Below are 1,550 nucleotides of genomic sequence, written 5' to 3' on the forward strand. Positions count from 1 at the left end.
GTATTTCTTATTGTAAGTGTATCGAGAAATGAACGATTAAGCTCATTGCTTTCTAAAATTAATTTTGTCCAATTACTTAGCCAAATTTAAAATAATTATAAGCTAAACCGCATTTAATCTGCGGTTTTAACATCTGAAACCCAAGTATCTTTAGTCTAAGTTTACAACGTAAAGGCGTTTTAGCTTAATTAGCTATAGTCAACCTAAATCATTCGTACAAAAAGGTTTGATATTTTCAAATAGGTGCGTTTTAGCTTAGACATCGATCGTAATAAAATAGAAAATCCAACTTGAAATAAATACAAGTGAGAAAATAGAGAGTAATAAAACGTGAGCATTAAGATACAAATGATTGTATAGTAAAAGGAAAAATACTTTTTTTGGGTAATAACATGACTCAATTAACCACCTTCCCTAAACATCGCTTAATTCCTCTACCAAGTTTAGATGTAAATAACATTGTTAATAGTATGTTGATGACTTTAAATTCTGAGACAACAAGAAAAACTTATCGTTATGCTTTTGGATACTTTTGTCATTATATTACTACTGGAAAAATTAAACGAGGAGCTGTTATTAAGTTAGATGATTCAGAAGTTGTAGAGATTATTGAACAGTTTTTTAGTTTAAGTGAAGTTAGTGCACTTTCTTATGTGGAAAAATATCAATCAATTCTCTTAAAAAATGGGTTGAGTCCTAGTACTATTAATGCTAGAGTTGCATCAATCAAATCTCTAGTTCGATATGCTTTTAATCATGGGAGTTGTAATTTTCTCTTAGATAAAATTAAGACTTTACCCGCCAAAAACTACAGAGATACCAAAGGGGTTAAACCAGATATTTTTGCCCAAGTTATTGAAAATATTGATACATCCACCCTGAAAGGAAAAAGAGATTATTCCATTCTACGATTACTTTGGGATAATGCCCTTAGACGGGGAGAATTATGTAACCTTAATATAAATGATTTTAATGCTGAAGAAGGAACTTTAACAATCACAGGAAAAGGACAATTAGAATCAGAAATTATCTATTTAACGAAAAAAACGGTCATTGCAATTTTAGTATGGTTAGATGCTATAACAGCTTTTCGGGAAGATTCACCTTTGTTTATTGCTTTAGATAATCATACCCATGGACAACGATTAACAGGAAAATCTATTTATACGATCGTACGAGGATATGGAGATCTAGTAAATTTAAGTAAGATTTTATCCCCCCATCGCATTCGTCACAGTTCTATTACCGCAGTTTTAGATGCGACAGGAGGAAATGTTAGAGTAGCTCAACAGTTATCTCGCCATCAAGATATTAATGTTTTAACTATTTATGATGATAATAGAGAAACATTACAAAAATCTGCATCAGAAATTTTAGCCTCTTTACTTTGAGTTCGATCGATGGATAAATTCACCTCTTGATTATTCTTCTTTAATTATGACAATTTTCTCTTAGTTAGGGATTAGAAAGTAGTGATTAAAAGGAATTGATTCTTAACCATTTTTATTTTTGATTTCTCACAAACAATTAGTAATTACTAAAATGTTACT

The 1,550-nt window shown here is 30.4% G+C and carries 1 protein-coding gene; it reads left to right on the forward strand.

Going from position 1 to position 1,550, the window contains the following annotated elements:
• Positions 1-392 precede the first annotated feature (392 nt).
• Entirely contained in the window at positions 393-1,391 is a 999-nt protein-coding gene (locus ACN4EE_RS23250) for a tyrosine-type recombinase/integrase (RefSeq protein WP_431708884.1), read from the forward strand.
• Positions 1,392-1,550: the final 159 nt, after the last annotated feature.

Source organism: Geminocystis sp. CENA526 (genome assembly GCF_050753365.1).
GTDB lineage: Bacteria > Cyanobacteriota > Cyanobacteriia > Cyanobacteriales > Cyanobacteriaceae > Geminocystis.